At 65.3% G+C, this 23,901-nt stretch carries 23 protein-coding genes; 10 read left to right on the top strand and 13 right to left on the bottom strand.

Annotation, left to right across the window (positions count from 1 at the left end):
• Positions 1-7 precede the first annotated feature (7 nt).
• On the bottom strand, positions 8-1,027 hold the full coding sequence (locus CH291_RS02860) for an alpha/beta hydrolase (protein WP_068049791.1): 1,020 nt from the start codon (positions 1,025-1,027) through the stop codon (positions 8-10).
• A gap of 171 nt (positions 1,028-1,198) precedes the next feature.
• On the opposite strand from CH291_RS02860, the gene CH291_RS02855 reads away from it, so the two are divergent.
• Positions 1,199-2,578, top strand: a complete 1,380-nt coding sequence (locus CH291_RS02855) for a WS/DGAT/MGAT family O-acyltransferase (RefSeq protein ID WP_094686770.1) — start codon at positions 1,199-1,201, stop codon at positions 2,576-2,578.
• 71 nt (positions 2,579-2,649) lie between these two features.
• On the opposite strand, the gene metG is transcribed toward CH291_RS02855, so the two are convergent.
• Complete coding sequence (gene metG, locus CH291_RS02850; RefSeq protein WP_094686672.1) at positions 2,650-4,194, bottom strand: methionine--tRNA ligase; 1,545 nt, start codon at positions 4,192-4,194, stop codon at positions 2,650-2,652.
• Positions 4,195-4,215: 21 nt separating this feature from the next.
• On the opposite strand from metG, the gene CH291_RS02845 reads away from it, so the two are divergent.
• From CH291_RS02845 to rsmA, 3 genes are all read left to right on the top strand, one after another.
• A complete protein-coding gene (locus CH291_RS02845; protein WP_094686671.1) occupies positions 4,216-5,043 on the top strand; it encodes a TatD family hydrolase in 828 nt (275 codons plus the stop codon).
• 101 nt (positions 5,044-5,144) lie between these two features.
• A complete protein-coding gene (locus tag CH291_RS02840; RefSeq protein WP_094686769.1) occupies positions 5,145-6,272 on the top strand; it encodes a resuscitation-promoting factor in 1,128 nt (375 codons plus the stop codon).
• A gap of 18 nt (positions 6,273-6,290) precedes the next feature.
• Positions 6,291-7,166: a 16S rRNA (adenine(1518)-N(6)/adenine(1519)-N(6))-dimethyltransferase RsmA gene (rsmA, locus tag CH291_RS02835; protein ID WP_094686670.1), complete on the top strand. Its 876-nt coding sequence runs from the start codon at positions 6,291-6,293 to the stop codon at positions 7,164-7,166.
• 10 nt (positions 7,167-7,176) lie between these two features.
• On the opposite strand, the gene CH291_RS02830 is transcribed toward rsmA, so the two are convergent.
• Genes CH291_RS02830 through CH291_RS02815 form a run of 4 tightly spaced genes read right to left on the bottom strand, consistent with a single transcriptional unit; the run spans position 7,177 to position 9,766 of the window.
• A complete protein-coding gene (locus CH291_RS02830; RefSeq protein ID WP_094639563.1) occupies positions 7,177-7,992 on the bottom strand; it encodes a DNA/RNA non-specific endonuclease in 816 nt (271 codons plus the stop codon).
• Positions 7,993-8,004: 12 nt separating this feature from the next.
• The gene (locus tag CH291_RS02825; RefSeq protein ID WP_094639809.1) at positions 8,005-8,994 is read right to left on the bottom strand and encodes a helix-turn-helix transcriptional regulator; all 990 of its coding nucleotides are present in this window, start codon (positions 8,992-8,994) and stop codon (positions 8,005-8,007) included.
• Between the two features lie 56 nt (positions 8,995-9,050).
• Positions 9,051-9,569 carry a TetR/AcrR family transcriptional regulator gene (locus CH291_RS02820; RefSeq protein WP_094686669.1) on the bottom strand — a complete coding sequence of 173 codons (519 nt, stop codon included), beginning with the start codon at positions 9,567-9,569 and terminating at the stop codon, positions 9,051-9,053.
• Positions 9,566-9,766, bottom strand: coding sequence for a DUF5708 family protein (locus CH291_RS02815; RefSeq protein ID WP_094686668.1), 201 nt, complete (start codon positions 9,764-9,766; stop codon positions 9,566-9,568). Before CH291_RS02815 ends, CH291_RS02820 begins: the two co-directional genes overlap by 4 nt.
• Before the next feature lie 194 nt (positions 9,767-9,960).
• On the opposite strand from CH291_RS02815, the gene CH291_RS02810 reads away from it, so the two are divergent.
• The 4 genes from CH291_RS02810 (at position 9,961) to CH291_RS02795 (ending at position 14,500) form a co-directional block, all read left to right on the top strand.
• Complete coding sequence (locus CH291_RS02810; RefSeq protein WP_094633226.1) at positions 9,961-10,896, top strand: 4-(cytidine 5'-diphospho)-2-C-methyl-D-erythritol kinase; 936 nt, start codon at positions 9,961-9,963, stop codon at positions 10,894-10,896.
• The gene (locus CH291_RS02805; protein ID WP_094686667.1) at positions 10,896-12,692 is read left to right on the top strand and encodes an ABC-F family ATP-binding cassette domain-containing protein; all 1,797 of its coding nucleotides are present in this window, start codon (positions 10,896-10,898) and stop codon (positions 12,690-12,692) included. Before CH291_RS02810 ends, CH291_RS02805 begins: the two co-directional genes overlap by 1 nt.
• An 80-nt stretch (positions 12,693-12,772) precedes the next feature.
• The gene (locus CH291_RS02800) at positions 12,773-13,456 is read left to right on the top strand and encodes a DUF4166 domain-containing protein (protein WP_094686666.1); all 684 of its coding nucleotides are present in this window, start codon (positions 12,773-12,775) and stop codon (positions 13,454-13,456) included.
• A gap of 45 nt (positions 13,457-13,501) precedes the next feature.
• The gene (locus tag CH291_RS02795) at positions 13,502-14,500 is read left to right on the top strand and encodes an enoyl-CoA hydratase/isomerase family protein (RefSeq protein ID WP_094686665.1); all 999 of its coding nucleotides are present in this window, start codon (positions 13,502-13,504) and stop codon (positions 14,498-14,500) included.
• A 10-nt stretch (positions 14,501-14,510) separates the two neighbouring features.
• Here the strand turns inward: CH291_RS02795 and CH291_RS02790 are convergent, their stop codons facing one another.
• From CH291_RS02790 to CH291_RS02780, 3 genes are all read right to left on the bottom strand, one after another.
• Complete coding sequence (locus CH291_RS02790; RefSeq protein ID WP_068049833.1) at positions 14,511-15,170, bottom strand: hypothetical protein; 660 nt, start codon at positions 15,168-15,170, stop codon at positions 14,511-14,513.
• 147 nt (positions 15,171-15,317) lie between these two features.
• Positions 15,318-15,971, bottom strand: coding sequence for a nicotinamide riboside transporter PnuC (gene pnuC, locus CH291_RS02785; RefSeq protein ID WP_094670521.1), 654 nt, complete (start codon positions 15,969-15,971; stop codon positions 15,318-15,320).
• 6 nt (positions 15,972-15,977) lie between these two features.
• A complete protein-coding gene (locus tag CH291_RS02780) occupies positions 15,978-17,672 on the bottom strand; it encodes a peptide chain release factor 3 (protein WP_037192020.1) in 1,695 nt (564 codons plus the stop codon).
• A gap of 146 nt (positions 17,673-17,818) precedes the next feature.
• Between CH291_RS02780 and CH291_RS02775 the strand changes: the two genes are divergently transcribed.
• Positions 17,819-19,453: a fatty acyl-AMP ligase gene (locus CH291_RS02775; protein WP_094686664.1), complete on the top strand. Its 1,635-nt coding sequence runs from the start codon at positions 17,819-17,821 to the stop codon at positions 19,451-19,453.
• A 94-nt stretch (positions 19,454-19,547) separates the two neighbouring features.
• On the opposite strand, the gene pth is transcribed toward CH291_RS02775, so the two are convergent.
• From pth to CH291_RS02760, 3 genes are all read right to left on the bottom strand, one after another.
• Complete coding sequence (gene pth / locus CH291_RS02770; protein ID WP_255183329.1) at positions 19,548-20,150, bottom strand: aminoacyl-tRNA hydrolase; 603 nt, start codon at positions 20,148-20,150, stop codon at positions 19,548-19,550.
• Between the two features lie 90 nt (positions 20,151-20,240).
• The gene (locus tag CH291_RS02765; RefSeq protein ID WP_094686663.1) at positions 20,241-20,918 is read right to left on the bottom strand and encodes a 50S ribosomal protein L25/general stress protein Ctc; all 678 of its coding nucleotides are present in this window, start codon (positions 20,916-20,918) and stop codon (positions 20,241-20,243) included.
• 242 nt (positions 20,919-21,160) lie between these two features.
• Complete coding sequence (locus CH291_RS02760; RefSeq protein WP_094686662.1) at positions 21,161-21,739, bottom strand: TetR/AcrR family transcriptional regulator; 579 nt, start codon at positions 21,737-21,739, stop codon at positions 21,161-21,163.
• A gap of 73 nt (positions 21,740-21,812) precedes the next feature.
• Between CH291_RS02760 and CH291_RS02755 the strand changes: the two genes are divergently transcribed.
• Positions 21,813-22,745: a DMT family transporter gene (locus CH291_RS02755; protein WP_094686661.1), complete on the top strand. Its 933-nt coding sequence runs from the start codon at positions 21,813-21,815 to the stop codon at positions 22,743-22,745.
• Here CH291_RS02755 and CH291_RS02750 read toward each other — a convergent pair.
• Complete coding sequence (locus tag CH291_RS02750) at positions 22,723-23,892, bottom strand: aminotransferase class V-fold PLP-dependent enzyme (RefSeq protein WP_094686660.1); 1,170 nt, start codon at positions 23,890-23,892, stop codon at positions 22,723-22,725. The genes CH291_RS02755 and CH291_RS02750 overlap by 23 nt on opposite strands.
• Between the last annotated feature and the right edge of the window lie 9 nt (positions 23,893-23,901).

The following is a 23,901-nucleotide window of genomic DNA, read 5'->3' as shown; positions in this document are numbered from 1 at the left end:
AGGTATCTCAGCTTTCTCTGCGGGGGCTGACGTTCCGCGCGAACTCGCCGATCGCTCTGAGCGCGCGGCGGGCCTCGGGAACGAAATCGGCTGCCTGGAACACGTGGACCTGATCCTCGTACACCTGAAGTTCGCACTCGACTCCGGCGACAGCGAGACGCTGAGCCATGAGTTCGGCGTCGGCATAGACCATTTCGGTGGAACCGACCTGGATCAGCACCGGCGGCATGCCGGCCAGATCACTGTCGACGGGTGAGACCCGCGGGCCCCGTTGGCCCTCTACGACGATGCGCGCATCGACGCGATCGGCCAATGCTGTCAGTGCGGGAACGGCGTTGGGCGGAAAGATCGAACACTTCGACGCGTTCTCGTGGTCGAGTTTGCCGGAGGGGTCCATGTCGGTCAGCGGGGACATGGTGAAGATCCCTGCGGGGGCGGGCAAATCGACGGTGCGCAGCGCCAGCGCGACCATGAACGCGAGATATCCGCCCGCCGAATCACCGCCGAGGACGATCTGTTCCGGGCGGTAACCGGAGTCGAGCAGGAAGCGGTACGCGTCGACGCCGTCCTCGACCGCGTGGCTGATCGGATTGCGAGGCATCATGCGATAGTTCACCGACAGCACAGCGCCGTCGATGTTCTCGGAGACGCGCGAGGTCATCCGGCGATGAGTGCGCAGGCCGCAGCAGACGAATGCGCCGCCGTGCATGTACAGGACGACGCGATCGCTTCCGGTGCCCTCGGCGCGAATCCATTCGGCCTCGCACTCGGCCAACATGACCCGGCTGCGGGTGGTACCGCTGATCTGCGGAACGAGCAGGCCTGCGTAGTCGACCAGCCCCATCGGCCACGGAAGCGACGGTGCCTGTGCCCAGACGGTCAGGAACGGTCGCACCGTGAACTGCAGGGACTTGGACAGAATCTGTGACTGCACACTCGCGCCACGGATATCGCGCCTGCGTGCGGTGGCTGTCGGGTCGGTCGATTTCACTACGGTGAGCGCCGGATTCATAGCCGTCGCCTCCATCCCCGTTGTCGTTGCGCGGCGCGTGTGCACCGTGCGTTGGAACCCCGCTCTATTTGGAACCCCTGGTAACGGACAATAGCGGGTAGCTTTTCGTGACCAGACGTAAGGTCGTGTTCTGAGTCACATTCGGTGCCGTACCGTGACCTAAAACAAATGGAAAAGGGACAGCTCATGGCACTCATGCCCATCACCGAATCGATGTTTCTGATCGCCGAGTCACGGGAGCACCCGATGCACGTGGGCGGTCTGGAGTTGTTCGTCCCGCCCGGCGATCCGCACGACTTCGCCGAGGAAGTGCACCGCAAGTTCACCACCGGTGAGGTGCACGAGCTCTTCCGCAAGCGGCCGTCGCGTCCGGTGCAGATCATGGGCAACCTGGCGTGGGCATTCGATCAGGACGTCGACTTCGAGTACCACGTTCGACGAACCGTGTTGCCTCAACCGGGACGAATTCGCGAGCTGTTCCAGTTCCTTTCGCTCAACCACAGCGCACCGCTGGACCGCTACCGGCCGATGTGGGAACTACACATCATCGAGGGATTGGCAGACGGCCGAATCGCGTTGTACACCAAAGTGCATCACTCGTTGGTCGACGGTGTCAGTGCACTGAAGCTGATGCAGCGCACGCTCACCACCGATCCCGACGATCGAAACGGCGTCGCAACGTGGGATCCGTCGCTGTTCGGTAGGCGCAAGAAGCAGGTCGCCGTCGAGCAGCCCGGGCGGTTGGCGCAGCTGGGCAGTGGGCTCTCGATGGGACGCAAGATCGTCGGGGACCTGGTGGATTTTGCGCCGGCATCGGCTCGAATCGGGTTGCGCGCGTTGAAGAAAGAGGGTGCACAACTGCCGTTGCAGGCGCCGAGGACGATGTTCAACGTGCCCATCGGAGGAGCCCGCCGTTTCGCCGCCGAAAGTTGGTCGATCGAGCGCATTCGCACGGTCGGGACTGCGCTCGACGCCACGCTCAACGACATGGTGCTCGCGATGTGCGCCGGGGCCCTCCGTGCGTATCTCATCGACCAGAACGAACTGCCCGAGGAACCGCTGATCGCCATGGTGCCGGTCTCGCTGCGCAAGGAGGGCGACGACAAGGACGCCGGAAACTCGGTGACGACCATCCTGTGCAACCTGGCCACGGACGAATCCGATCCTCTTCTGCGGCTGGAGCGAATCAAGGATTCGACCGTCAAGGGCAAGCAGATGATGAGCGAACTCAACTTCCTAGAAGCGCTCACCGTCGGCGCAATCACCATGGCCCCGTTGCTGTTCGGTCCGGTGCCGGGATTCGTCGACTACACCCCGCCGCCGTTCAACGTCATCATCTCGAACGTGCCCGGATCCAAGGAAGATCTGTACTGGAACGGTGCGAAACTCGACGGCATCTACCCGGCGTCGATCGTGGCCGATGGGCAGGCGCTCAACATCACCGTCGCCAGCAACGGTGATTCGTTGAACTTCGGTCTCATCGGATGCCGACGCAGTGTGCCGCATCTGCAGCGCATGCTGACGCATCTGGAGAACACGTTGGAGGAGCTCGAGAAGACCTTGTGAGAGCGGCTTCGCCGCACGTGAGCGGAAACTCGTAGTGGGGGTCGAGGTTTCGCTCACGTGCGCGGAGCGCTCTACTCGTACTTGGGGAACACCGGCGTCGGGGTCGGCAGTGCAGTGCCGGGTACCGAACGTGTTGCGATGTCGGTGAATTCGCGGTTCGACGCCCCGAGCAGGTCGAGGATGCGCGACGCGGAATCGGGCATGACGGGTTGCGCCAGGATGCTGACGATGCGCAGCACCTCGATCGTCACGTACAGCACGGTGGCCATGCGATCGGGATCGGTCTTGCGCAGCACCCACGGCTGCTGCAGCGAGAAGTAGCGGTTGGTCTCGCCGAGTACCGACCAGATCGCTTCGAGTGCGGAATGGATTGCCTGCACGTCGAATTCGCGTCGGCAGATCTGGAGCAGCGCGTCCGCGCGAGCCAACATCGCCTCGTCCTCGGCGGTGAACTCGCCCGGTGTGGGGAGCTTTCCTTCGAGGTTCTTGGCGACCATCGTCAGCGAACGCTGCGCGAGGTTGCCCAGTTCGTTGGACAGGTCGGCGTTGACGCGCGCAACGATGGCCTCGTGGCTGTAGCTGCCGTCCTGACCGAACGAGACCTCGCGGAGGAAGAAGAAGCGCACCGGATCGAGACCGTAGTTCTCCACCAACGACTTCGGGTCCAGCACGTTGCCGAGGGACTTGGACATCTTCTCGCCCTTGACGTTCAGGAACCCGTGCACGAACACCCGCTTGGGTAGCTCGATGCCCGCAGACATCAGGAATGCCGGCCAGTAGACGGTGTGGAAGCGCGTGATGTCCTTGCCGATGATGTGCAGGTCGGCAGGCCAGAACTTCCGGTACGACTCGGATTCGGTCTCGGGATAGCCGGCACCGGTGAGGTAGTTGGTGAGCGCGTCGACCCACACGTACATCACGTGCTTCTCATCGCCGGGGACGGGAACGCCCCAGTCGAACGTGGTTCGGGAGATCGACAGATCCCGCAGGCCACCCTTGACGAAATTCACGATCTCGTTCCGGCGCGTGTTCGGCGCGATGAACTCCGGCGACGCGTCGTACAGCTCGAGCAGTTTGTCCTGGTACTGCGACAGTTTGAAGAAGTACGACGACTCCTCGGTCCACTCGACGGGAGTGTTGGTCTCCGTCGCGACGCGCGAGCCGTCCTCGGCGAGGGTGGTCTCGGCCTCGGTGTAGAACGCCTCGTCTCGCACCGAGTACCAGCCGGAGTAGGAATCGAGGTAGATGTCGCCGTTCGCCTCCATCCGCTTCCACAGTTCCTGGCTGGCGGCGTGGTGATCGGCGTCGGTGGTGCGGATGAACCGTCCGTACGAGATCTTCAGCAGGTCCTGCGCAGCCTGGAACGCGTCGGAGTTGCGCGCGGCGAGCTCGCGCACGTCCACGCCCTCGGTCTGTGCGGTCTGCTGCATCTTGAGGCCGTGCTCGTCGGTGCCCGTCAGGAATCGCACGTCGTAGCCGTCGAGGCGCTTGAAGCGCGCGATGGTGTCGGTGGCGATGTACTCGTAGGCGTGTCCGATGTGCGGAGCGCCGTTGGGGTACGCGATCGCCGTGGTGACGTAGAAGGGTGGCCGTGAGGCATCAGCTGGCGCAGTCATGGTGCGCCTACTCTAACTAGCGTGAGCAGAGACCGTCCCGCACCACCGTTGCCCGAGCCCGTCGGCACTCTCGTCGACGCGCACACCCACCTCGATGCGTGTGGGGCGACCGACGCGGCGAGTGTGGCCGCGATCGTGGACAAGGCCGAGTCCGTCGGTGTCACGCGCGTGGTCACGATCGCCGACGATCTCGATGCCGCGCGGTTCGCGGTCGACGCGGCGTCCTGGGATCCTCGGGTGTGGGCCGCGGTTGCGATCCATCCCACGCGCGCGAACGTGCTCGACGACGCGGCCAAGGCCGAGATCGAGCGATTGGCGTCCGACCCTCGCGTGGTTGCCGTCGGGGAGACCGGGCTGGACTACTACTGGCCCGGCAAGCTCGACGGGTGCGCCACGGTGGCCGAGCAGCACGACGGATTTCGGTGGCACATCGATCTGGCGAAACGACTGGGTAAGCCGCTGATGATCCACAATCGCGAGGCCGACGAGGACCTGCTCGCCGTGCTGACGACGGAAGGCGCTCCCGAGACGGTGATCTTCCACTGCTTCTCCGGCGGTCCCGAGACCGCGAAGGCGTGCGTCGACGCCGGCTACGTTCTCAGCTTTTCGGGGACCGTCAGTTTCAAGAACGCGCACGCACTGCGGGAGGCCGCGGTACTGGTGCCCGACGAGCTGGTGCTGGTGGAGACCGACGCACCGTTCCTCACTCCGCATCCCTTCCGCGGTGCTCCCAACGAGTCGTACTGCCTGCCGTACACCGCGCGGGCGTTGGCCGAGATTCGAGGCCAGGATCCGGCAGAGCTCGCTGCGCACGCCACGGCCAATGCGGAGCGCGTGTACGGCCTGTAGCTGCTGAAGTTGCGGCGTGGGTACTAATTCGTTACCGTACCGTGACCGAACTCGGGCGTTTCGACGCCGAAGTCAGCTCGCAACCGCCAGGAATACGAAACTTGTCGACTATCAGACGCCTCAACTCCGCCCGTTCGACCACGCTCTACCTGGTCGTCGCGGCCCTGTTGATGACGCTCGTCGCCGGTGGCGTCATGGCCGTGAGCCGTCACAAGACCGTGACCATCGACGTCGACGGCGACATGATTTCGCTGAGCACGATGAAGACCGACGTCAACAGTGCTCTGGCCGACGCCGGCTATGCGCCGTCGGACAAGGATCTTGTCGTTCCCGCGCCGGACTCCGATCTCAGTGACGGCGACACCGTGGTCCTGCGCCGCGCCCGTGAGATCACGCTGAACGTGGACGGGCAGCCCGAGAACATCTGGACCACCGCCCTGACCGTCGAGGAAGCTCTGCAGCAGACCGGTCTGGCCGAGGACGTGCACGTCTCCGCCTCGCGCTCGGAGCGGCTGCCGCTCGACGGCACCGAACTCGATGTGGCACTGCCCAAGCAGGTCTCGCTCGTCGACGGTGGAGCACCTGCCGCGCCGGTCACCTTGGCCGCACCGACCGTGCGTGAATTCCTCGAAGCAGCGGGCGCGCCGCTCGAGGAAGCCGACACCGTCAGCCCCGACCCTGACTCAGCCGTCACCGATGGTGCCGAGATCGTCGTCACGCGTGACCGCACCGTCACCAAGACCGAAACCACGGACACCGATGCTCCTGAGCAGCGCATCGAGGATCCGACGATGAACATGAGCCGCACCGTCGTCGAGAACCCGGGTGCGCCGGGGGTCTCCGACATCACCTGGAAGATCAACATGGTGAACGGCGTCGAGGTCGGTCGCGAGAAGGTCGACGAGACGGTCAAGGTACCCGCGCAGCCGAAGACCGTTCGCGTCGGAGCGAAGCCGGGCACCGAAGTGCCGCCGGTGGAGAACGGTGCGATCTGGGACGCGCTCGCGCAGTGCGAGGCGACCGGCAACTGGGCGATCAACACAGGCAACGGCTTCTACGGCGGCGTGCAATTCGACCAGAACACCTGGGAACGCCAGGGCGGCCTCAAGTACGCACCGCGCGCCGACCTCGCCACCCGCGAGGAACAGATCGCCATCGCGTCGGTGACGCAGAAGTCGCAGGGCTGGGGCGCATGGCCAGCCTGCACCTCGCGCCTGGGTTACCGCTAGTCCCGTAGAGTTTCCGCCGTGTCCGAACATGTGAGGGGATCTGCGGCTCTGCTCGGTCCTGCCGAAGTCCGCTCCCTCGCCGCCGAGCTCGACGTGCGCCCCACCAAACAACTCGGGCAGAACTTCGTGCACGACGCCAATACCGTTCGACGCATCGTCGCCTCCGCGGGTGTGGGCCCGCAGGACACGGTCCTCGAGGTCGGCCCCGGCCTCGGATCGCTGACACTCGCGCTGCTCGATGTCGCCGAGGCCGTCATCGCCGTCGAGATCGACCCCAAGCTCGCGAACCGATTGCCCACGACGGTGGCCGACCGGGCCCCCAATTTGGCCGATCGGCTGACGGTGATCGAGGCCGACGCGCTGCGCGTACGAGCCGCGGACATTGCGGGGGAGCCGACCGCTCTGGTGGCCAACCTGCCCTACAACGTTGCCGTTCCCGTACTGATCCATCTGTTCTCGGAACTGCCGAGCCTTCGCGTCGCCGTGGTGATGGTCCAGGCCGAGGTGGCCGATCGACTCGCCGCGGTACCGGGAAGCAAGATCTACGGCATCCCCAGCGTCAAGGCCAGATTCTTCGGGGATGTCAAAAGGGCAGGCGCAGTGGGCCGTTCGGTGTTCTGGCCGGTACCCAAGGTCGAGTCGGGGCTGGTCCGCATCGATCGTTACGCCGAGCCGCCGTGGCCGACCGACACCGCGCATCGCAAGGCCGTGTTCGCGGTGATCGATGCCGCCTTCGCGCAGCGACGCAAGACCCTACGAGCAGCCCTGGCCGGGTGGGCAGGCTCCCCGGTTGCCGCCGAACGGCGGTTGCGTGAGGCCGGGATCGACCCCACTGCTCGCGGCGAGACCATCGACGCCGCAGCTTTCGTCCGTTTGGCCGCCACCGAAGCCTGAGGCCCACTCTCTACAGGTGGATGTCCGTCAGGACAGTCAGCTCGGTCCACGTCGACGCGCCCTCGCGGGCAGCAGCCACCGGCGCGTAGCGGTCGGCGTCGATCAGAATGCCCACGTCCAGGCCTGTCATCGACGCGATGTCGGCCACCGGAACCTGATAGGTCCGGTACGGGCCGAGAGGCGGGGGATCGGTCTCGAGCCGCAGCGGTTTGTCGAGGATCGGGTCCAGAGACGGCGATTGATCGAGAACGTATCCGGTGCATGCTGGAGCCGAATCCTGCGACCAGGCCGCGATCTTGAAGAACTGCCGCGGAATGGCGACGCCCCGGTAGATCGGATCGTCGTCGGCGAAGATGCAGCCGCTGAAGACCGAGAGCTTTCGGTCGTACTGCTCGGCGTTTCCCAGCACGTAATCCTCGAGCCCCAGCCACAGTGTCTTCGACTGGTTCAGCGTGGCCGTCTGCGGAGCGCACACGGTGTAGTGGAACGTGTCCTCGTTGGCGCGCTCGGCCACTGCACGCTCACCCCACACCGGATCTCGCCGGCGAACCAGATGCCCGCGATCGAGGTCGTTGTTCCGGTACAACTCGTTGCCGGCCTGCTGCGCTGGCGGTAGTCGATCGTCGAGTCGCCAGTTGTCTCCGCGTCCGACATCCTGCAGGCTCGCGCCGTCGATGTTGACGCCGGTGACCGCGGCGAGGCGTCGGGCAGGGTCGATGGACACCGAGAAGTGCGTGTACGGAAGAACCACCACATCGGCGCGATCGGGCAAGGGAACGTCGATGTCGGCCAGGAACTTCGGGTCGAAACCGAGTGGTGTCGTCATCTGCCCATTGACTCACGTACCGGTTACCGGAGGGTGAACCGCCGCCAGGTATCGCTCGTTCAGTCTCGCGTGCCGCTCGGCCACGATGCGGCATTCCTCGCGTAGTTCCGGTGGATCGAGCACTGTGAAATCGGTGTCGAACGCTGCGAGCCACCGCGCGATCGAGGGCAGCGAATCTCCGGCCAACACCACCGCGCAGGTGCCCTCGTCGATGGATTCCAGTGTGCCCCATTGCTCGTCGATCATCGGGGCGATCTGCTCGATCGGGGCGTGCAACGCGATCCGCGCCTGAACCTGAGTGAACGCACGATCGATTCCCTTCGAGACGAACGCGGCCGCACCGCCCGGCGGCAGCTCCCGCGGAGTGAACCGCGGACCCGTCGGAATCTTCGGATCCAGGCGATCCACTCGATACGACCGCCAATCCTCCCGCAGCACATCCCAACCCAGCAGATACCAGCGTGCCCCCGCCCGCACCAGGCTGTACGGCTCCACCTCGCGCCTGGACTCGGAACCGTCGTGCTTGCGGTAATCGAACCGCAACCGCTCGTGGGCATGACATACCGCCGCCACCGCGGACAGCACCGACGCATCCACCGCCGAACGCGAGGTCTGCTCCACCACGTCGATCCGCAACGCGTCGAGCCGATGCTGGATGCGCGACGGCATCACCTGCCGCAACTTCGTCAACGCCCGCAACGACGCCTCGCCGATGCCCGCCACCGAGCCACCGGCCGCCGACTGCAACCCGAACGCCACCGCCAACGCCTCGTCGTCGTCGAGCAACAGCGGCGGCATCTCGGCACCGGGACCGAGCTGATAGCCACCACCGACTCCCGGCGTCGCATTGACCGGGTAACCGATGTCGCGCAGCTTGTCCACATCGCGCCGCAGCGTCCGAGGAGTGACGTCGAGTCGCTCCGCCAATTCCGCGCCCGCCCAATCCCGACGCGTCTGCAGCAGGGACAGCAGCCGCAACAACCGAGCCGATGTTTCCTTCATGACGTCACGATGCCACGCATTGCGGACATGTTCGGTCCGCATCGATCGGGTCACCTTTACGAAGTTGCCTCGAGGCCGGAGATGAACGGCACTATTGTTCGCTCGACCAGCGATGGTCGTGCCGATCGAGGCATCATGAGGCACTGGACGGTGACGCCGTCGATCAATGCGAAGAGTTGCGAGGCGGCGGTAGCGGAAAGGCCTCGGTCGACAAACCATCGGCGAAGCTCTTCGTCGAGCTGTGCCGAGGCGGCAGCAAGTTCCGGGTCGACTGCCGAAATAGTTGCGTAGGCCAGCCAAACGCGCGCGCGTCGTTCGCGTGAGTCGTCGAGTGGGAGCCACTGCCGCACGACATCCATCAGCGTGTTGGGCTGTGCGGCCGCTACATCCTCCAGGAACTGGGTGCCCGCGTACTCGAAGCCGGCGCGCACCAACTCCGTCTTCGTGCGGTAGTAGTACTGCACCTGTGCGGGTGAGACCCCCGCTGCGGCGGCGACACTGCGAACGCTCAGGGCACCGACGCCCTGCTCCGCCAGGACTGTCAGTACACCCTCGAGTAGCCGGTTGTCGGTCATCGATCCTGCGGTCGCGTCGACCCGATCTTCGACACGACAGTCGCCGCTATATCGATCACACCGAGAATCGCGATGACGGCACCGGCCTGGCGGACGCCGATGACGGGTGTCTCCACGTCTCTGAAGGCGAAGAACAGAACTAGTCCCCCGATGAGCATGGCAATTCCGACAACAAGTGCCCCGTCGTGCTTATTCATGAATCCTCCTCGTCTGTACGAATGTATAGTACGAACGTATAGCAATCGGAGCGGACCGGCAAGGAGGTGCCATGGCCGGACCGCAGAGCCGGATGGAATCGTCGACCGCTGCTCGAACTGGGGTGCGCGAGGCTCGACAGGTGTCGGCCCTGGTGGTGAACTCGGTCGCTGTTTCTCCACTACTGTGGTTACTCGTGCTGTCTGTCGTTCCCACACCCGTCGTCGTTCGGGCCCCGTCGAAGGTGAATTTGCATCTGTCGGTCGGTGACCTGCGTCCCGATGGCTTTCACGAGCTGACGACGGTGTTCCAGGCGCTCTCGCTCTCGGACGAACTGTCGGTGGTTCCGGCCAAGACGCTCTCGGTTCGGGTGCGCGGCGACGACGCGAGGGTGGTTCCCACCGATTCGCGGAATCTGGTGTGGAAGGCCGCCGAGTTGCTGGGGCATCGCGTCGGACGGGAGCCGTCGGTGGAGATCACCATCGACAAGGGAATTCCGGTGGCTGGTGGGATGGCAGGCGGAAGTGCCGACGCTGCCGCGACTCTGGTGGCACTGAACGCGATGTGGCACCTCGATCTCTCGCGCGACGAGCTCGACGAGGTGGCGGCTCAACTCGGCAGCGACGTGCCGTTCTCGTTGCACGGCGGAACGGCGGTCGGAACCGGTCGCGGGGAGAAGCTGCTTCCGGTGCTCTCGCGCAACAGTTTTCACTGGGTGCTTGCGTTGGCGAAGGGCGGTCTGCAAACGCCTGCCGTCTACAACGAGCTCGACGAACTGCGGGCCAAGGGTGATCCGCCTCGCCTCGGCGGTACCGAGGATCTGATGCATGCGTTGGCGTCCGGCGATGCGCGTGCACTCGCGCCGCTGCTCGGCAACGACCTGCAGGCCGCTGCGGTGTCGCTGATGCCGCAGTTGCGTCGCACGCTGCGTGCGGGAGTCACCGCCGGGGCGTTGGCGGGCATCGTGTCCGGCTCGGGCCCCACCTGCGCGTTCCTGTGCGCCGACGCCGACGCGGCGGTGTCGGTGAGCGCTGAACTCTCCGGTGCAGGCGTGTGCCGCACCGTCCGTGTTGCGAGTGGACCGGTTCCCGGTGCTCGTGTTGTCACTAGCGAATCGATTGGTTTTTCCTGATGGTCAATCTCGTCAATCTCGAAAACGTCAGCAAGTCCTTCGGCGTCAAGCCGCTGCTCGACGGCGTCTCCCTCGGCGTGCAGGAGGGCGAACGCATCGGCATGGTCGGCCTCAACGGCGGCGGCAAGACCACCACCCTCGAGGTGCTCGCGGGCATCGAGCCGCCCGATTCGGGACGCGTCAGCCGCGTCAACGGTCTGCGGATGGCCGTCGTGACGCAGCGCGGCGTGTTGCCTCCCGGTTCGACCGTCGGCCAGGTTGTCCTCGACCCACTCGGAATGGCCGAGCACGAGTGGGCGGGCGACTCTCGGGTGCGAAACATCCTGACGGGCATCGGTATTGCCGATCTCGGGCCTGCAGGAAGTTCGGGACTCGACGCGCCGATCGACAACCTCTCGGGCGGTGAGCGTCGACGAGTGGCGTTGGCAGCGGCCCTGGTTCACGATCTCGACCTGCTGGTGCTCGACGAGCCGACCAACCACCTCGACGTCGAGGGCGTGCAGTGGTTGGCTGCGCACCTGGTCAGCCGTCGCAGTGCGCTGGTGGTCGTCACCCACGATCGCTGGTTCCTCGACACCGTCGCCAATCGCACGTGGGAAGTGGTCGGTGGCGGCGTCGAGGCCTACGAGGGTGGTTACAACGACTGGGTGTTCGCCCGGGCCGAGCGGTCCCGTCAGGCCGACGCGTCCGAGGAGCGTCGACGCAACCTCGCGCGCAAGGAACTGGCCTGGCTGCGCCGCGGTGCCCCGGCCCGTACCTCCAAGCCGAAGTACCGCATCGAGGCGGCCGAGGCTCTGATCGCCGACGTTCCCGCCCCGCGTGACTCCGTCGCGTTGTCCTCGTTCGCTCAGCGCCGCCTCGGCAAGGTCGTCATCGAACTCGAGGACGCGCGCCTCGAGACCCCCGACGGCCGCGAATTGGTGAAGGACTTCACCTGGCGCCTGGCTCCCGGTGAGCGCGTCGGTCTCGTCGGCGTCAACGGTTCGGGCAAGACGACCATGCTCCGCACGCTCGCCGGTGAACTGCAACCTGCTGCCGGCAAGCGCATCCAGGGCCAGACCGTCAAGATCGGTTGGCTGAAGCAGGAATTGGACGACCTACCCAAGAAGCTGCGTGTTCTCGACGCGGTCAAGGAAGTGGCCGAGCGGATCACGCTGGGCGACAGAGAGATTTCTGCGGGGCAGCTCGCGGAGCGGCTCGGTTTCACCCCGGCGCGTCAACGCACTCCCGTCGGAGATCTCTCCGGTGGCGAGCGTCGTCGGCTGCAGCTCACTCGCGTGTTGATGGCCGAGCCGAACGTGCTGTTGCTCGACGAGCCCACCAACGATCTGGACATCGACACCCTCCAGCAGCTCGAGGACATCCTCGACGGCTGGGCGGGCACTCTCGTCGTCATCAGTCACGATCGGTACCTGATCGAGCGCATCTGTGATTCCACGTGGGCACTGTTCGGCGACGGCAAGCTCACCAACCTGCCGGGCGGCATCGAGGAGTACCTGCGCAGGCGGGCCGTCCTCGCCGCCGACGCGACGCCGGACTCGCTGACCACCGGAAGTGCGCCGCGCAAAGCCACCCGTGATGCGGCCTCCGAGCGCGCGGCCCGTAAGGAACTCAGCAAGCTCGAGAAGCTCGTCCTCCGGCTCTCCAAGCGTGAGGTCGAACTGCACGCCGAACTCGTCGACGCGTCCACCGAGCAGGGCAAGCTCGTCGCCCTCGACACCGAACTCAAGCAGGTCGTCGCCGACAAGGATGTCGCCGAGGAACGATGGATGGAACTGGCCGCCGAGTTGGAGTAGTGCGGCTCCGCCGCATGTGACTGGTAACTCGTAGCCTGCTACGAAGTTTCGTGCACGTGCGCGCAGCGCATACTGGGGTCATGACATCGGTCGTCGCGGAAGTACTCGGTTCGGATTTTGCCCGTCTGCATCCCAAGGTTCAGTGGCGCTTCGGATTGCAGTCCTCGGACGATCTCGCTCAGTTCGGAGTGGGCGTGATGGAGGAGATGACGCATTCTCGGCTGGTGCCGCCGCCGTTGCTGTGGGCCGGACGCAAGCGCGGTCTCTTTCCCGCCGGTGTCGGCAAGGACGTGCCGTTCACCATTGCCAACTATGCGTATGTCGACGAATTGGGCCGCGAGACAATGTCTTTCGTGCGTCGCTTCGCTTTCGCGGGTCGCCCGCAGGGGATGAACTCGGTGATGGTGTCCTCCGCCGAGTCCGACGCATATGCCCTGGACTATCTGGGTTTCTCCTCGGACATGGTGGTGCACACCAGGTGTGAGGTCGATACCGATGGCGGGCTGATCCTCGAGAGCGAGGTGCCGCGATTCCTGCTCGGCCCGCTGGCACCGAAGTTGCCCAAGGTGGCGTCGGCAGTGACGATCGGTCGGGAGTGGTGGGATGCGGCCGAGGAACGGCATCGCATCGAGATCGAGGTGAAGAGTCCGGTGCTCGGACAGCTGTTTCTCTATCGAGGGTGGTTCACTGCGGAAGAGCGGCCCTGTCTCGCCGCCGACATTCCCGATGACGCGCGTCCGCGGTCGGTCGAGTCTCGCGAATAGCGCTACTGTTACGCGTCGAACGATCTGCGTGTGAAGGAGTCAACAGTGGCCGTTGTCGAAGCCGAGATCGTGGGCGGAGTAGGGCATATCGTCCTGAACCGGCCGGAGGCTCTGAACTCGTTGAACGGTGCGATGATCGAGGGCATCCGCACCGCACTCGACGCGTGGCGAGACGACGATGCGGTCACGTCCGTTCTGGTGACGAGCAGTTCACCCAGGGCATTCTGTGCAGGCGGGGACATCAAGGCGATTCGGCAGGCCGTCGTCGACGGTGACAACGAGGCCGGCCCGGCGTATTTCGCGGCGGAGTACGACCTCGACGAACTGATCGCGAACTACCCCAAGCCGTACATCGCCGTGATCGAAGCCGCGGCTTTCGGCGGTGGATTGGGCATTTCGATTCACGGCAACATCCGCATCGTCACCGAGAACGCCGTGTTGGCCATGCCGGAGACGGCGATCGGGTTCGTGCCCGATGTCGGGTCGAGCTACTTTCTGTCGCGCCTGCCGGGCCATGTCGGACGCTACCTGGCGCTGACGGGAACTCGTATCTCCGGATCCGATGCGCTCGCACTGGGATTGGCGACGCACTTCTGCCCCAGTGACTCGGTGGAGAGCCTGAAAACAGACATACTCGCCGGCGTTGCCGTCGACGAGGTGTTGAATCGATACACCACTGCGCCGTCGACGACCGAGCTGTCGTTCGACGCGGAGGCGGTGGCAGCGGTGTTCGAAAAGGAATCGCTCGTCGACATCATCGACGCACTGGTGTGCGACACACCGTGGTCGCGGACGACGAAGACCCAGTTGGCGACGCTGTCGCCGACATCTCTGATGGCCACCGACGCGCTGATCGCACGCGGAGCAGACAGCACGTTGCGTGAATGCCTCGATCGGGAGTTGCGGATGGCGGCGTGGATCATCACCGAACCGGACTTCGCCGAGGGTGTTCGTGCAGTGTTGGTCGACAAGGACCGAGCGCCGCAATGGAAGCCTCTGGTGCTCGAGATGGTGCGACCAGAGGCATTCCAGCAGCTGCTGTGACCGGTATGGGTCAGCGGTAGCCCTTGGCGGGGTTCTGCAGGTCCAGCACGATGGTCTGGCCGTTGGAGCGCACGTGGATCTCGGGGTTCTGCAGGCCACCCGAGACGAGGTATTCGCCGAGGAGCTGGAGCAGCTCGTCGGGGCCGACGGAGGTGTCGGGGGTGCGGATGTCGCCGGTGCGGCTGCCGAGCTCGTTCTGGGTCAAGCGTCCCGCGATGCGTACCGAGGCGACACCCATGGCGGTGCGACGGTCGGGTCCCTGGCCACGACCGAGCGACGGCGAGGCGGTGGAGCCGTGAGACGTGGAGCGGCCGTTGGTGGGCAGGCCGTGTTCTGAGATCTGATCGCTTGTAGTCACTTCAACCTCGTTCGATTCCGTGGCGGGCTTCTCTGGACGACGTCGATCCGCGCGGGGGGTCGTTGAATCCGTGTCGGACGACGTTGCTGGTGCAGGCGTTGTTGCGGACGCCTTCTCGGTGGACGTGACCACTGCCTCCGACTTCTCGGTGGACGGGGTCTCGACCGCCTTCTCGGCGGGCGCTGCCGCCGAAGAATCGGTGCGGCCACCGGCGGGTGAAGCGGAGTCGGACTTCGGCGGCGTCGCCAAACGATGCGCGGGAGCGCCACCGACCTTGATCCCGGCCAGTGGGTAGTTCGATCCCTTTGTCATGTCGTTTTCCACTTCATCGTGATTCCCAGGTGGTTCCGCGCCGAGATGTCACGATCGGGTATCGATCAGGACGGGCTACTCGGCGTCGAGCACGCAGAAACGTACTCGAAGTTTGTTCGGACAGGCTGAGAGTAGCATCACGATTGTTTACGACGCTATTTTTTGACCGAAGTTCTTGTTCTGGATCCTGAACCACACAGCGAATCCCCAGGCCACGAACGCGGCGTACACGAGGTAGAGAACCGCGGACGGATAGAACCCGGCGACGATCAGCAGCGGAACACCCACGATGTCCACCGCTATCCAGATCAGCCAGAACTCGGTGAGCCCACGGGCCATTCCGAAGGTCGCCAGCATGGATCCGGTGAAGATCCACGCGTCGGCCCACTTGCCGAACGAACCGAGGTAGCCGAACAGTTGCGCGAACACCACCGTGCCGACGATCGCGACGACGAGCATCGCCGTCCGCTCCCGCGCCGTGCCCCATCGCGGCAGAACCGCGGCCCCGGACCGCTTCGAATCGCGCAGCCAGCGCATCAACCCGTAGACGCTCACGGCGATGAACATCAGCTGTCGCCCGGCCTGGCCGTACAGATCGAGTGCCTGCGGAGTATGGAACACGCCGCCGAGAAAAACGGTGAACAGCAGTGCATTTCCGATGATCCCGACCGGCCACGCCCACACGACGCGTCGCATTCCCCCGATCGCCGAGAGCAAGCCGAAACCGTTGCCGACCACCTCACGCCACAGAATCGGGTGCCCCAGAACGGAGAATTCTGCGTCGAGCAGATCGATCAGCACGGGTTGCTACTGATCACCCGCGGCGACGAGTGGTTCGAGGGTGAGCTCGGGCATCTCCTTCTGGATGTACTGCAGACGCCACTTGTCGCTCACCAGTGCCAACAGCGCGCCGTCGGTGCGAGTGAAGACCTCGACACCGCGTTGGCGACCCAGTTCGACGGCCGAGGCTGCATCGGTGCGTCGAGCAAGGGAGTATCCGAGCGGTTCCATTCGAGCGTCGACGCCGAACTCGGTCTTCATGCGTGCGGTGACCACCTCGAACTGCATGGGTCCGACGGCGGCGAGCACGGGGGACGCGTCGCCGCGAATGTCGTTGCGCAGCACCTGAACGACGCCCTCGGAATCGAGTTGCTCGACGGCGCGGCGGAACTTCTTGTATTTGTCGGCGCTGTCGACGCGCAGTGCCGAGAAGTGCTCGGGTGCGAACGACGGAATGGGCGGGAACTCGACCTTCTTGTCGGTGTAGAGCGTGTGCCCCGGGGCGAGCGCGGTCGCGTTGACGAGGCCGACGATGTCTCCCGGGTAGGCGTTCTCGACGGTCGTACGATCGCGACCGAACACCGTCAACGCGTACTTGGTGGTGAACGGCTTCTTGGTTTGCGAGTGGGTGACGACCATGCCGCGCTCGAACACTCCGGAGACCACGCGCATGAATGCCAGTCGGTCGCGGTGCGCGGTGTCCATGCCCGCCTGCACCTTGAACACGACGGCGCTGAACGGGTCGGTGACCTCGCGTACGCCGCCGGAGACGTCGTCACGCGGGCCGGGTGACGGCGCGAGGGCCACGAGGGTGTCGAGAATCTGCCGAACGCCGAAGTTGAGCATCGCGGAGCCGAAGATCACCGGCGACGTCTGGCCGGCCAGGAACATCTCCTGATCGTGCTGTTGACCGCTCGAGATCAGCAGATCGCTCTCCTCGACGGCGGTGTCCCAGTCGACACCCTCACGTTCGGCGGCGGCCTCGGCCGTCATGAATTCCTCGGGAGCGATGGTCGCGCCACCGGCGGTGCGGGTGAAGCGGATGTAGCTGCCGTCCTGCACGTCGAGCAGGCCGCGGAAATCACCGGCGATCCCGACGGGCCAGTAGAGAGGCGTCGGTGTCAGGCCGATTCGCGACTCGATCTCGTCGAGCAGCTCGAGCGGCGACTGGCCCGGGCGGTCCCACTTGTTGATGACGGTGATGACCGGGATGCCGAACTGCCGGCACACCTGGAAAAGCTTGAGCGTCTGCGGTTCGAGTCCCTTGGCGGCGTCGATCAGCATCACGGCCGCGTCGACGGCGGTCAGCACGCGGTAGGTGTCCTCGGAGAAGTCGGCGTGGCCGGGCGTGTCGACGAGGTTGATGACGTTGGTGATCTCGGCGTCGGGGGAGGTCTGGTAATTGAACTGCAGCGCAGTCGAACTCACCGAGATACCGCGGGCCTTCTCCATCTCCATCCAGTCGGAGACGGTGGAGCGGCGGCCGGCCTTGCCGTGGATGGCACCGGCCTCGGAGATGACACGTGCGTGCAGGGCGAGGGCCTCGGTGAGCGTCGACTTACCGGCGTCGGGGTGCGAGATCACCGCGAATGTTCGACGCCTCGCGACCTCGGTCTCGAGCTCTTTGGCCTGGCCTCGGGTGGTCCCGGACTCGTCGAGCGCAGCCGGTCCGGACCCTTCGAGCGTTGCGTCGACGTCGGGGGTGCTGGACGGGGTACTCACGAAGACCTCATTCTCGTAGCAAGGGCGGCACCGAAAGAGTGGCCGGGGCAAAATCAAAGGATACGCGGCCCGTTGTTCCCCTCGGTCGGGGCGGGAGTGCCTACTGTGAACGGTAGGCCGGGAGATCCCTCACGAGGAGACGTGCGTTGAGCAAGTTCACCGAAGAGATGTTCGAGACCGCGAGCACCAGCAAGCACGGTCTGGTGACCGGCGAGCCCGACGAGGCGCTTCGGCAGTCCTGGGGTGAGATCCACGAGCAGGCGCGGCGAATGGCCGGGGCTCTGGCCGACGCAGGCGTCGAACACGGGGACGCGATCGGGATTCTGGCCGGTCAGCCGGTGGACATAGCGCCTGCGTGCCAGGCGACGTGGATGCGCGGGGGATCGGTGACGATGCTGCACCAGCCCACTCCGCGGACCGACCTCGCCGTCTGGGGCGAGGACACCGAGACCGTTGTGCGGATGATCGAGGCCAAGGCCGTGATTCTCGGGGCACCGTTCGACATCGCCGCACCCGTGCTCGAGGAGCGCGGAATCACCGTGCTGAAGATCGAGGACATGAAGACCGGTCGCGATATCGATCCGGTGCCGACGGCCGAGTCCGACATCGCGCTGCAGCAACTGACGTCCGGCTCGACCGGTTCGCCGAAGGCCGTGCGGATCACACACGAGAACTTCTACGTCAATGCTTACGCCATGATCGACCGCATCGAATTCGATGTCGATTCCGACGTGATGGTCAGCTGGCTGCCGCTGTTCCACGACATGGGGATGGTGGGCTTCCTGTCGGTGCCGATGCAGGTCGGTGCCGAGGTCGTCAGCATCACTCCACTGGACTTCCTGCGCTCGCCGCTGTTGTGGGCCAAGCTGATTCACAAGTACCGCGGAACCGTCACCGCAGCACCGAACTTCGCGTACTCGCTGCTGGCGCGGCGGCTGCGTCAGGCCGAGGACGATCTGGATCTCGACCTGTCCACTCTGCGCTATGCCTGGAACGGAGCCGAGCCGGTCGACCCGGACACCATGACCGCGCTCGCCGAGGCCGGGGCCCCGTACAAGCTCAACCCGCTGGCTCTGGCCCCGGTCTACGGAATGGCGGAAACGACTCTCGCAGTGTCGATTCCGGATCCCGATCAGGGGCAGGTGATCGATGTGGTCGACGCGGACCTGCTCGAGACCCTCGGTCGCGCCGTCCCGTCGACCCGCGGCAACACCCGTTCCCTCGCGACGCTCGGCAAGTTCGTTCCCGGATTGGAGGGGCGCGTCGTCGACAAGGAGGGACAGGTGCTCACCGCCCGCGGCGTGGGCATCATCGAGGTGCGGGGCAAGGCCGTCACCCCCGGCTACATCACCGTCGAAGGACCGGTGTCGACGCTCGACGCGGACGGCTGGCTCGATACCGGCGACGTCGGCTACATCACCGAGGACGAACTGGTGGTCGTCTGCGGACGTATCAAGGACGTCATCATCATGGGTGGTCGCAACATCTATCCCACCGATATCGAACGGGCTGCGGGCACTGTTGCCGGTGTGCGGCCGGGCAATGCCGTCGCCATCCGGCTCGATGCCGGTGAGAAGCGCGAAAGCTTCGCTGTGGCAGTGGAAACCAACGACATCGACAAGCCGGACGAGGTCAAACGCATCGAACGTGAAGTGATCCACGCGGTGCACTCGGAGGTGGGTGTGCGACCGCGAACCGTTGCGGTGTTGGGGCCGGGCAGCATTCCGAAGACGTCGAGCGGCAAACTGCGACGGGCGAATTCGGCGTCGCTACTGAACTGACGCGAACGGCGGGGACCTCACACCCTTTCTGCGGGGTGCGCGCCTGCGTTCGGACGCGAGAACAGGCGCGCGCCTCACAACAGGGGTGTGAGGTTCAGCGCGGGTGCACCCGATTCTGCGCCGCTTCCAGTCCGGCAGAGAGCAGCAGTTCCGCGGCGTCCGCGGCTTCCTCGACGACGACGCCGAGATCCTTGCGCTCGGCCGCCGAGAACGGCTTGAGCACGAACGACGCCGGATCCATTCGGCCCGGTGGCCTCCCGACGCCGACGCGAACCCGTAGGTAGTCCTTGGTGCTCAGGTGCTGGGAGATCGAGCGGAGTCCGTTGTGGCCGCCTTCGCCGCCGCCGAGTTTGAGTCGCAGAGCACCGAAGTCGATGTCCAGCTCGTCGTGCACCACCACGATGTTCGCCGGCTCGATCGAGAAGAATCGCGCCAACGCAGCCACCGGCTGGCCCGAGAGATTCATGAACGTCCGCGGCTTGGCGATGATCAGCGAGCGAGCGCCGAGACGGGCCTGGACGACGTCGGAGTTGGACTTCTTGTGCGAGGAGAACGCCCCGCCGATGCGTCCGGCAAGGGCGTCGGCGACCATGAAACCGACGTTGTGGCGGGTCTTTTCGTACTGCGGGCCGGGATTGCCGAGGCCGACGATCAGGGCAGGCGCTGTACTTTCGGCACTCACGGGGTCAACACTCACGCTCGTCATTGTCGCATCACGCCTTCGAAGCGAACGACGCGCTGTTCCCGGTGTGGGAGCAGCGCGTCGTACGCGGTCGGTGCAGCGAGATCAGCTGTCGCTGTCCTTGCTCTCCTCGTCGTTCGAATCCTCGTGGCTCTCGGCCTCTTCCTGAGTTTCGGCCTCGCCCTCCTCGGAGATCGGCTCGGTGCCTTCGCCGTCGGCTTCGAGCTCTTCCTCGGACGGTGCCTCGGTGACGTTGACGAGCAGCTGCTCGGGGTCGGACGTCAGGGTGACGCCCTCGGGCAGCTCGACGTCCTTTGCGTAGTACTGCGTATCGATCGGGTTGTCCTCGACGGAGATGACGAAGTTCTCCGGGATCTCCAGGGCGTCGGCCTCGATCTCGATGTAGGTGGAGTCGGTGACCACCAGGGTGCCGGGCGCGGCATCGCCTTCGACGATGATGTTGACCTCGACGGTGACGCGCTCGCCCTTCTTGAGGACGAGGAGGTCGGCGTGCTCGATGCTGCGACGGATCGGGTGCACGACGATCGACTTGGTCAGCGCCAGCTGCGACTTGCCGTCGATGTCGAGGGTGAGCACGGCGTTGGTGCCGTCGTTACGCAGCACAGCTGCGAACGCGCGAGCGTCCAGCGCGAGGTGCTGGGGGTCGGTGGCGTGTCCGTACAGAACGGCGGGAACGAGGCCGTCGCGACGTGCGCGGCGAGCTGCGCCCTTGCCGAATTCGGTGCGGACCTGCGCAGTGAGATTGTTTACCTTCGATGCCATGGTGCTACATGCTCCTGATAACTGTGGTTCGTGCGGCGTACTTCGTCGGGCGGTCAAGCTCGTCGGGGCGGACACGAACGAGCGCGGCCAACGGGGCCGAGCCGCGTCGATAACGGTGGATCCGGAACGATTCGGATCTACCCTCGCCGAGACAACCTGGGAAACAATACACGACCACGTCTTGTGCGTGGAAGCTCGACCCCTGCTACGAGCCCGGAGTGGAGCCGGCGTAACGACCGCAGTTACTGCCGTGCACCTGCGAGCGCAGCGAGCAGATCCGACGCGATGCCCCGCGCCACCACGATGGCGTCATCGCGAGCTCCCGCCGTCCCCATGACCACCGCACCCTCGTGCAGCACCGACAGTCGGGTTCCCAGCTGTTCGGCATCGGGGTATCCGGCTTCGGTGGCCAGTCGCGCGAACAACGATCTGGTCCAGGCTTTCTCGGACTCGATGATCGCGAGCACCGGGCTGTCGGTGCCGCCGAACTCGGCGAAGGCGTTGACGAATCCGCAGCCGCGATGGTTGTCGCGCATCCAGACGTCGAGGGCGTCGTACACCCCGAGGATGCGGGCGTCGCCGGGTTCGAGGGCATCGACGAATTCCGTCACGTGATCGCACCACAGAGCGTATCGACGGGTGAGGTATCGCTGCACCAGGCCGTCCTTGGAGCCGAATCGGTCGTACAGGGTCTTCTTCGTGGTGCCGGCCTCCTCCGCGATCAGGTCGACTCCGACGGCTCGGATGCCGCGGGCGTAGAACAGCTCGCTGGCGACGGTCAGGATGCGTTCTCCGGCGGGGGTGAGTGGCTTGTCGAGCATGGTTGCCTTCCGAAAGCGCTGGTGAGAAGCAGGTGCACTGCAAGTATACAGACCTGTATGTTTATATCGCAGCATGAAAGCGAATGTCGACGCCGTCGCAGGTACGGCCCTGGTGGTGCTGTGGAGTTCGGGATTCATCGGAGCCGAACTCGGAACTGCCGAGGCTCCTGCCCACACTCTGCTGGCCTGGCGTTATGTCGCGGCCGCGGCACTGTTGATCGCTTGGTGCCGGTACCGGCGGCTGACCCCCACCTGGCATGCCATCCGAATCCACGCGGTCCTCGGCCTGTTCTGTCAGTTCCTCTACCTCGGTGCCACGATCACCGGGATCGGTATGGGTGTGCCACCGGGAGTCGCCGCATTGATCGCCGCACTTCAGCCGCTGGTCGTCGCGACGGCATCGAGCCGGATCTTCGGCGAACGAGTCGGAGGGCGGCAGAGTCTGGGGCTCGTCGTCGGCATCGCGGGTGTCTCGCTGGTGGTGCTGGGGGATATGTCCGGTGCCGACCTCGCCTGGCCCGTCTACCTACTACCGGCGGCCGGGATGCTGGCTCTGTCGATGGGCACGATCGGTCAACGAGTGCTGGCACCGAAGGAGCCGATCGCGCTGGCGATGGCCATCCAATGTTCTATCAGCGCAGCCGGTTTCATGACATGGAGCGCGTTGGCCGGTGATGTCGCACCGCCCATGACGACGGGCTTCTGGGCGGCCGTGGCGTGGACGGTCGTGCTCTCGACCTTCGGTGCGTACGGCGCGTACCTGTTCGTGGTGCGTCGCAACGGGCCCACCCGCGCCAGCGTGTTGCTCTACCTGACCCCGCCGACGACGATGCTGTGGGCCTGGCTCATGTTCGGCGACGCGATCACCTGGCTCGGACTCGGTGGGCTGGTGATCTCCGCAGTCGGTGTGGCCGCCTATGTGAGCGGAACGTCAACCCCTGCTACGAGCCCGGAATGGAGCCTGCGGAACGACCAAAAACCGGTCACGCACCTGCGAGCGCAGTGAGCATCGTGTCCAATTCGGCGAATGTGACGAAATAGTGGGGAGACGCACGAACGACCGCGTCGAGCCCCCGGCCGGTCATGTCCAGGCGGGTCGAGCTGCGGTGGCTGACGGTCACGGTCACCCCGCGCTCCCCGAGACGGTCGCGCACGGCCACGGGATCTTCGCCGTCCACGGTGAACGAGACGATGCCGTTCTTGCGGTCGCCGAGGTCGTGCACGGTCACTCCGGGGATCTTCCGGAGCCCGGCCCGCAGGTATTCGGCACGTTCGACGACGGCCTCCTCGACCTGGTCGACGCCGAGCTCGAGGAGATAGTCGACGGCCGCCCCGAGCGCGAGCCTGGCCGCGACGTCGCATTCCCAGAACTCGAATCGCGTGGCATCGTCGGCCATTCGGTACGTCTGTCGGTCGACCCATTGAGCGCTGTGCAGGTCGAGGGCCGGCGGATGCAGTGTCGACGCCAATCCCGGTCGCAGGTAGAGGAAGCCGGTTCCTCGGGGGCCGCGCAGCCATTTGCGGCCGGTGGCCGAGAGAGCATCGACTCCCAATTCCTCGACGTCGATGCGCATCTGCCCGATGGACTGGCAGGCGTCGAGCAGGACCAGTGCGCCGTGGCGGTGCGCGAGATCGGCGACAGCACGGGCCGGATTGATCAGACCGCCGTTGGTGGGGGCGTGCACCACCGAGACCAGTTTCACCCGGTCGTCGAGCATCGATTCGAGTGCGTGCACGTCGATGCGTCCCGATTCGTCACTCGGGACGATCTCCACCGTTGCGCCGGTGACATCGGCGCGGTGGAGGGCGGAGATCGCGTTGCTGGCGTACTCGGCCTCGCCCAGCAAAATTCGATCACCGGGGGACAGCGGCACCGAGTAGAAGAAGTCTGTCCAGGCCCTGGTCGCAGAATCGCTCAGTGCGATGCTCGCTGCCGGGGCTCCGATCAAGGTTCCGATCGAGGTCTTGACCGCGGCGAGATCGTCGAGTCGTTCGTTCGCGGCCCGGTACCCACCGATTTCCGCTTCCCGGCGCAGGTGTTCGATCGCGGTATCGAGGACGACGGTCGGAGGTAGAGACGATCCGGCGCTGTCGAGAAAGACCCGGCCCGACGCACCGGGGGTGTCGCGTCGAATGCGGTCGTGATCGAGCATCGGTCGTCC

Origin of the sequence: Rhodococcus sp. 14-1411-2a (assembly GCF_002259485.1) — a bacterium.
In the GTDB taxonomy this organism is placed as follows: domain Bacteria; phylum Actinomycetota; class Actinomycetes; order Mycobacteriales; family Mycobacteriaceae; genus Rhodococcoides.
This window is presented reverse-complemented; position numbering and strand designations above follow the sequence as displayed.